This is a genomic window from Nocardia seriolae NBRC 15557, assembly GCF_007990715.1.
GTDB lineage: Bacteria > Actinomycetota > Actinomycetes > Mycobacteriales > Mycobacteriaceae > Nocardia > Nocardia seriolae.
Genome location: NZ_BJWY01000008.1, coordinates 110,370 through 118,028, shown reverse-complemented (window position 1 = coordinate 118,028; position 7,659 = coordinate 110,370). Strand labels below are relative to the sequence as shown.

Below are 7,659 nucleotides of genomic sequence, written 5' to 3'. Positions count from 1 at the left end.
CCTTGCACAACGCCGCCGAACTCGGCACCTGCCAATCACGCTCCCACGACCGCAGAAACCGCAACCCGTCGACCAGCTTGCGCATCACTTCCTCGTAGGCGTCGTCGAAGAACAACGTCAACGCCAACACGAAATACACCACCACCCGCGCTGGCAACAACCGCCGCCGCTTCTCCATCCGACCCGTCGCCACCAGCACCTCATCGACCAGATCCGCGCCCACCACCCGCGTCAACACACCCAACCCGATCCGATCGGTCAACCGACCCGCCACCTCCACCACGAACAGGCACCATACCCCCGAACACCCTGCCCCACAGCACCTCTCACCGAACAGACACCACACGGGCCGATCAGGACAAACACGCTAAGTTAACGGCATTGCCTTCGAACCCATGAGCTAATTCTACCTCCGATGCGGTCTTCAAAGAACCCGAAATGTCTTGTTCGGCAATATTTTTCAGAACATCAATCGTTTCGAAAAGGTGGGTACTGTGTGGGGTGTGGATGAATCAGATGTTGTGGTTGCGATTCGGGCTGCCGAGGCCGCTGCCGGGGTGATGCGGGATCAGTTCCATGGTCCTGTTACTCGGTATGACAAGCAGGACGATGATTTCGCGACGCAGGCCGATATCGGTTCGGAGCGAACGATTCTCGACGTTCTTCGTGCCGCACGACCAGGTGATCGATTCCTCGCCGAGGAGTCGGGCGATAGCGGTGGCGCATCGGATCGGACCTGGCTGATCGATCCTCTTTGCGGCACTCGCAATTTCGCGGCCGAGACGCCGCTCGTCGCGGTGAACATCGCGCTGCGGGTCGGGGATCGGGTTGCGGCCGCGGTGGTCGCGGATCCTTTTGCCTCCGAGATCTTCTGGACAGTCGGAGAGGGCGCGTTCGTGCGCCGCGAAGGCCAGGATCATCGGCTGGCTCCCGAATCTCGTAGCCGCCTCGTCGAAATCGACGCCGACAACCCCTCCCCTTTCACCGATTGGTTCAGCCCGGCACGATTCATGGGCGATCCCGCGTTCGCCACCGCCTTCTACCCGCGGGTGCTGTCTACTTCGCTTGCCCTGACCTGGGTGGCCACCGGGCGGCGCGCGGCCTACATCGTGGATCGCGACCTCCGCGACGATGTCCACTTCGCCGCGGGCACAGCCCTGTGCCGGGCGGCGGGCTGCGTCGTCACGGGCCTCACCGGTCAGCCGCTCCATACTCCCCCGCACGGCCTGCTGGCCGCGGCCGACCCGACCGACCATGCCCGGCTACTCGAAATCATCACGGCTCGCCGGTAACGCCGGCCGAGTGGCGATGAGTTCGGCACGCTCGAACCGTTTTCGAGAGGTACAGGCGGCGAGGACGGTCGTCAGGACCCGGGAGTCCTCCGGCCGAGCCGAGCCCGGCTGCCTTGGCCGAAGCCCGTGCCGGACGGCCTGCTCAACGGTGCCGCAAAGGTATTCGCCCAGGCATCACCCGATGACTGCGCGCCGCTACTGGATCTCATCCCCGCGACCACCACCGACGGTGCCGCCTTGCTGCGCATGCTCGACGCAGCGGGGGCAATCGACGGCATGGCCGACGGAACGCTCACACCCTCGGCCGGACTGGCGGGTTGGATCAGCGAGTTCTTCGGCATGTACTGCTATGTGGAGGCGCCTTACGGCGGAGTCACCATCCAGCCGATGCCCGTTGAACTGTTCGACATGATCGAGCGAATCGGACCGCGCCTCGCGGAATCCGGCGAGCGCGTCTCGATGGCGAAGGGCCGATACCGTTACGCGCACATCGACGCCGACCTCGCCGACGCGCTAGTCGCGGTCGGTGTCGGCGTGGACGGCCCCGATCACGGTGGAATGCACCTCTGGGGCGCGGAATCCAAGCGTGACCTGATCGCGCTGGCCGCCGATCCGGTGCTGGGTCCCCGGCTCGAGAGTGTCGTACATGCCGATCGCGCGACCACCAGCACGGCCATCGTCCGGCTGCCGGAGAATCCCGGCATCGAACGCTCGGTGCACGCCCGCATCGTCGCGGTCATCGAGCGGATCGCCGACGGTGGACTCCTCGATGCCGAACTCGCCCTCGCCGAACTCGACGAACTGCTCGACCTGCCGACCCCCCAGGCGCTCGACGGGATCGAGGAGGCGCTGAGTGCGCTCGACGGCGCCGGTCCCCTGCTGCGTACGCTGCGCGCCGGGATTCCATCCGAATTCCGCTGGCCGGCATGGGAAGCCGCGATCACCGAGCTGGGCCGGGTACACGGCATGACGGCGACCTGGCCGATGCTCACCCTCTACGGCGCCGACCGCGCCGTGGCGATCGGGCCCCACGGCGTCGTGGCCGAAACCGGATTCACACTCCCGGTCGAGCCCCGTTCGCACGTGGTCTTCTACGCGGGCGGCGACTTCCTGGTCGGCTACAGCGTCACCAATCTCTATCCCGACCAAGCCTTCTGGACGAGCGCGCCCGGCGAGACATTCGAGCCCGCCGAACCACACCGGATGCACGCGTGCAACAGCAAGTACAACGGCGGATTCGGGTATCAGTTCGCCACGCCGGGCGGTCGGCACGACGGCGCACGGATAATGCGACCCGGCGACCGCCAGGGTATCGGGGACCGCGTATTCCAGATGAGTGACGGTGCCCGGGTGTGGAGCCTCGAGGGGTATCGCAGCGGACTGCAATTCTGGGCCGAGGTCGATCCGGTGACCGGTGTGCGCGCGGAAATCGGCTCTCCCCCGGACTTTTTCACCGAATACCCCCTCCCGGCGGACAAGGAGATCGTCAATCACCTGCTGTTCTACGCACGACTGCCCGAAGGCGTCGCTTCCTCGCCGCTCGGTTCTGCCGCGGGTATGACCGGATTCCGGGTCCTGCGCGATCACGGTGAATGGACCGGATACGTCCTGGAGGGCGTCGACGGCCGCCACGCCACCTACGTGGGCAGCCGCGGCTCCGCAGACCCCTGGGGTGTCGCCCGTTTCCCGGAGGGCGGAGCCGACCTGTTGATGACCTTCGATTCGCCCGTCTACGGCTACGATCCCGCGGTATTGCGCGCGCACGACGGCGCGAGTCCGCTGTGGGAGGTGCGGGCCGAAGCGAGCCACACCGGCTGCCCGTCACCGGCGTTCTGGCACTTCCTGACCCCGCGCGATGCCGCGGGCTCGCGGGCACTGCGCGGCCTGGACGTCGCCCGCGCCCGGGAACTCCTCACCGACGCCGCGCTGCCACCCGGCATCACCGATCCGGTACTCGCCGACGGCGTACGCGACCAGATCGAGCGAGCGGCTCGTCTGGTCCGCGAGCGCGAACGAATCTCGCGGCGGGTGGCGACGATTCGATCCGGAGCCCTCATCACCCCACCCGCCACGGCCCCGGACTCCGACCTGCTCCCGGCGCTGCTCGGCCTGCTCGACTACCCCAGGGACCTGCACCCTTCCGTACTGCCCGCCACCATCACCGCCCTCGCCGCGGACGGCCGATACCTGGCCGGGGACATCGACGAGACCCTGCGCCGGATGAGCCCGCCCGCGGCACCGATCGACTGGACGCCCCTGCTCGGACACATCGACGCGGTCGCCTGGCGCGCGATCAACGGCCGCACACCGGAGAACCACCGCGTCGCCCTGATCGCGCTGCTGCGCACCTGGGCCGCACAGCCATTCGCGCGGGCGGGCGAATGGCGGCTCGGCGAATGTCCGGACACCGAACCCGTGGCAGCACGCACCTTGCTGGTCGGCGGACGATTCCTGCAACCGACGACCGTCGCCCCGCCCGCGAACGCGGTGGGTGTTCGGAGTCTCGTCCTCACCCATGAGGACGCCACGCGAATCGAGCAACTCCTGGATCTGTTGTCGTGCAATGGCACTCGAATTCCGAGCGAGCGGGCGGTGCGGCTGTTCGCCGAGCGCACCGGTGTTCGCGAGCCCATCGCGCGGCTCGTCCTGGACGGGCTGCCGCGCCGCTGTCACTTCGGCGGCGGGTACTCGTACATGTACGACGCGCACGAAAAGATGCTCCGCACCAAGCCGTATCAGGCGAAGGGGGATCTCGCGCGGCAGTACGAGCAGTGGTCGGGGCAACTCGACTGGAACGGCCGTCATCGCCTGCTGGCCGCGGGCATGCCCGAGGATCCCGCCGAATTGTGGTCCGAGGACGGTGATCTCGCGGCCGCCGAGCGCATGGCGGTGGTCTGGAACGAACTCATCGGCAGGCGGGTTCACATACCCGAGGACCTCACCGCGGAGTTGGAGGCCACCACCGGGTTGACCGCCATGCTGCCGCTGGCACTGGCGCATCCGGAGGCGACCGACCTCGCCACCCGGGACCTGCAATGCCGATTGCTCGGGAACAGCCACGACTATCTCGAAATACGCTGCGAGCGCTCGAATATCCCCTTCTGGCGTCGCTGGAATCCCTACCGGGGCCTCGCGACCGCGCTGGCGTGGGCACTGTCCGAACGCCCCGTCGGGGATCCGGCCGTCCGCGGGGTCACCGAGCTGTACGAGCGGCTCGCCGCGCGCCTGCGCGCCCCGGAGCTGCTCGTCCAGCTCAACGGAATGCGCTTCCCCGCAGAACTTTTCGGTCCGGGCACCTACGCGGGCGCGCCGCTGTCGCGGGTCGTCTACGACGACGGACTGGTCGTGGTGGACGCGCACGAATGGCGGCGGTCGACCTTTCTACGACCGGCCGCTCTCTCCGACCCCGAGGCCCTGGCCCACAGCCTGAACACCTGCACGGACCACGGGCTGACCGAACTGGCCCACGCGATCCGCTGCGAGCAGACTCTCGTGGCCGGGCTGTCGGACCTGATCGACCGCGCCGCAACCACTCCCGTGGCCGCCGGACACTACGAGGCCGATCCGCGGCACAGCGTCCCCGATCTGGTCGAACGGGTTTCGGCGAGCATCGGCGCGAGCCCGGACGCGGCCACGCTGTACCTCCAGTTGCTGACCCTGGCCCGCCCCACCGACCGCAATCTGCGCCGCTGGAACGGCTGGACTCCGGCACGGCACAAGAAGGCCCGGGCCGAGCTCGCCGGGATGCGACTGGTCGTGGAGGAACAGCGCGCCCGCGCCGGACGCACCGCCTTCGTCCCCGGGCCCTGGACCGAGAAGCTGACGAAACCGCATCTGCCGATGGAAACCGCGAAACTCGCCAGCTATCTGGTCCGCCCCGACGACAAGGACATCATCGGACCCTACGGGGTGATCCTGCCGCCCCGCCCGCTGCACGAAATGTTCGCCGACGCTTGGGCATTGCGGAATACGTAGCCGAGGAGGCCGGTCCCGGTCACCGGGTTCAGTTGTCCGGGACCGGGCCGTCGTCGGGCGTCGGGCTCGCCGATTCCGTCTGTTCCGGAAGCAGCGGCGAGACGGCGAAGACTCCGGCCGAGGCGTCCGCCGGTAGGGCTTCGACGGCTCGGATTCCGGGGCGGGCAGCCAGGTTTCGGAGTTGGTCGAGGGTTCCGTAGAGGACGATGCCCACGACGCAGGGGCAGCCCGCGGCGAGCCGGGCCGCGACCAGGTTCTTGACCCGGGTGGAGCGGTCGTCGTAGGTCTGTTCCGCCGCCACCTTGGCGGCGGCGGATCTGACCGAGGCCACCGCGACGCCGTCACCGGCGGGGACGCCGATGGCGGTGATCGGGGTTGCCACCCGATCGATCGCCACGTGGTAGTCGACCTGTGAGATCCGCAGGCCCGCACTGTATTCGGGAATGCGGTCAGCGGTGATACCCGAGGTGAACGACAGCAGCGCCCAGTGGCCGTCAGCGTCGTTGGCCCGCAACGACTCCCGGGCGCGGTCCAGGTAGCCGGAGACCGGCTCGCCGCTCTCGGGTCCGAGCCGGTCGGTCGAGATGACCGCCGCCCGGGGCGGAATCGCCCACCCCAGGACGACGATCAGGACCGCCGCCAGGACGACGACCGTCGCGATACCCGCGCGCCGCAGCATCGGTGCGTTCACGGCAACTCCCGATCAGTGCGCGCGGAGAACGTCCAGCGCGTGTTCCAGGTCGGCGGGGTACTCGCTGGTGATCTCCACCCAGCGGCCGTCGGCGGGATGATTGAAGCCGAGCTGGCGGGCGTGCAGCCACTGCCGTTCCAGACCCAGGCGTTCGGCCAGCCGGGGATCCGCGCCGTAGGTCAGGTCGCCGCAGCACGGGTGCCGCACGGCCGAGAAGTGCACGCGGATCTGGTGGGTGCGACCGGTTTCGAGGTGGATATCGAGCAAGCTCGCGGACTGGAACGCCTCGACGGTGTCGTAGTGGGTGACCGAGGGCCGGCCGTCGGCGGTCACCGCGAACTTCCAGTCGTTGCCGCGCGCCCGGCCGATCGGCGCGTCGATGGTGCCGCTCGACGGGTCCGGATGTCCCTGTACCAGCGCGTGATAGCGCTTCTCCACGGTCCGGTACTTGAACGCCCGCTTGAGCTGGGTGTACGCGTGCTCGGACTGCGCGACCACCATCACCCCGGAGGTGCCGACGTCCAGCCGGTGCACGATGCCTTGGCGCTCATGGGCTCCCGAGGTCGAGATGCGGTAGCCCATGGCGGCCAGCCCGCCGACCACGGTGGGCCCGGTCCAGCCGACGCCCGTGTGCGCCGCCACCCCGACGGGTTTGTCGACGGCCACGATGTCGTCGTCGGCGTAGAGGATCTTCATCCCCTCCACCGGCGTCGCCTCCACCGTGAGTTCGCGCTTGGGCTCGGGGAATTCGACCTCCAGCCAGGCTCCGGCGGTCAGCCGGTCCGACTTCCCGGCCGCGACGCCGTCGAGCTGGACCGCGCCCTCCTCGGCCATCGACGCCACCGCGGTGCGCGACAGGCCGAGCAGCCGGGACAGCCCGGCATCGACTCGCATACCGTCCAGCCCGTCGGGCACCGGCATGCTGCGGGTCTCCCTCATGCCGTCTTCTCCTCCGCGCTCGACGCGTGCTGCCGGTGCATGCGGGTGCCGTCCGGCTCGAAACCGAACACCGTCAGCGCGACCAGCAGAACGGCCCCGCACACGATCGACGAATCGGCCACATTGAACACCGGCCACCAGCCGACCGCCACGAAATCGACGACATGGCCCTGCAACGGGCCCGGCGCGCGGAACAGGCGATCGATGAGATTGCCGAGCGCGCCGCCCAGCACCATGCCCAGCCCGATCGCCCACGGCAGCGACCGCAGCGTGCGGCCGATCCGGATGACGCCGATCACGACCGCGGCCGCGACCAGGGTCAGCAGCCAGGTCATGCCGGTGGCCATGGAGAACGCCGCGCCCGGGTTGCGGACCAGGGTCAGGCGCGCCCAGTCACCGATCAGGTAGATGGGCTTGCCCGGGGTCATGGTCGCGACCACGATGATCTTGGTCAGCAGGTCCAGCCCGAGCAGCACCGCGGCGATGATCAACAGGGTGCGCAGGCGCAACGGCTGCTTCGCCACCGTCTCCGACGACTGCGCGGCAGCCGTCTCCTTCGACTCCTCCGCTGAGGTATCGGGTTCCGCTGCGGTATCGGGTTCCTCTGCGCCGGATTCGCGCGGCCGGTCGGTACTCACGCTGCCCATCATTCCTCATCCCCGCCGAGCCACTCCGAATGGCTGTCCCCCTCGTGATCCCAGCTGTTTTTCAGGATCGCGCCGTAACCTGTTCGACGTGACGGTGTTGTCTTCTTCCCCCAGT

At 68.5% G+C, this 7,659-nt stretch carries 6 protein-coding genes; 2 read left to right on the top strand and 4 right to left on the bottom strand.

All coding sequences use genetic code 11. The annotated features are described in order from the left end of the window. Positions 1–289: transposase domain-containing protein (locus tag NS2_RS04555; protein ID WP_261772262.1), on the bottom strand; the 289-nt coding region annotated here is incomplete at its 3' end. Between the two features lie 154 nt (positions 290–443). Between NS2_RS04555 and NS2_RS04550 the strand changes: the two genes are divergently transcribed. Together NS2_RS04550 and NS2_RS35805 are read left to right on the top strand one after the other, a co-directional pair. Beyond that, positions 444–1,292, top strand: coding sequence for an inositol monophosphatase family protein (locus NS2_RS04550; RefSeq protein WP_228102722.1), 849 nt, complete (start codon positions 444–446; stop codon positions 1,290–1,292). A gap of 126 nt (positions 1,293–1,418) precedes the next feature. After that, positions 1,419–5,267: a hypothetical protein gene (locus tag NS2_RS35805; protein ID WP_036552118.1), complete on the top strand. Its 3,849-nt coding sequence runs from the start codon at positions 1,419–1,421 to the stop codon at positions 5,265–5,267. A 28-nt stretch (positions 5,268–5,295) separates the two neighbouring features. On the opposite strand, the gene NS2_RS04540 is transcribed toward NS2_RS35805, so the two are convergent. The 3 genes from NS2_RS04540 to lspA are packed head-to-tail and all read right to left on the bottom strand — an operon-like array spanning position 5,296 to position 7,535. Beyond that, positions 5,296–5,958, bottom strand: a complete 663-nt coding sequence (locus NS2_RS04540; RefSeq protein WP_228102721.1) for a hypothetical protein — start codon at positions 5,956–5,958, stop codon at positions 5,296–5,298. Between the two features lie 12 nt (positions 5,959–5,970). After that, positions 5,971–6,897, bottom strand: a complete 927-nt coding sequence (locus tag NS2_RS04535; protein WP_033085778.1) for an RluA family pseudouridine synthase — start codon at positions 6,895–6,897, stop codon at positions 5,971–5,973. Beyond that, complete coding sequence (gene lspA, locus NS2_RS04530) at positions 6,894–7,535, bottom strand: signal peptidase II (RefSeq protein ID WP_033085855.1); 642 nt, start codon at positions 7,533–7,535, stop codon at positions 6,894–6,896. Before lspA ends, NS2_RS04535 begins: the two co-directional genes overlap by 4 nt. Positions 7,536–7,659 lie beyond the last annotated feature (124 nt).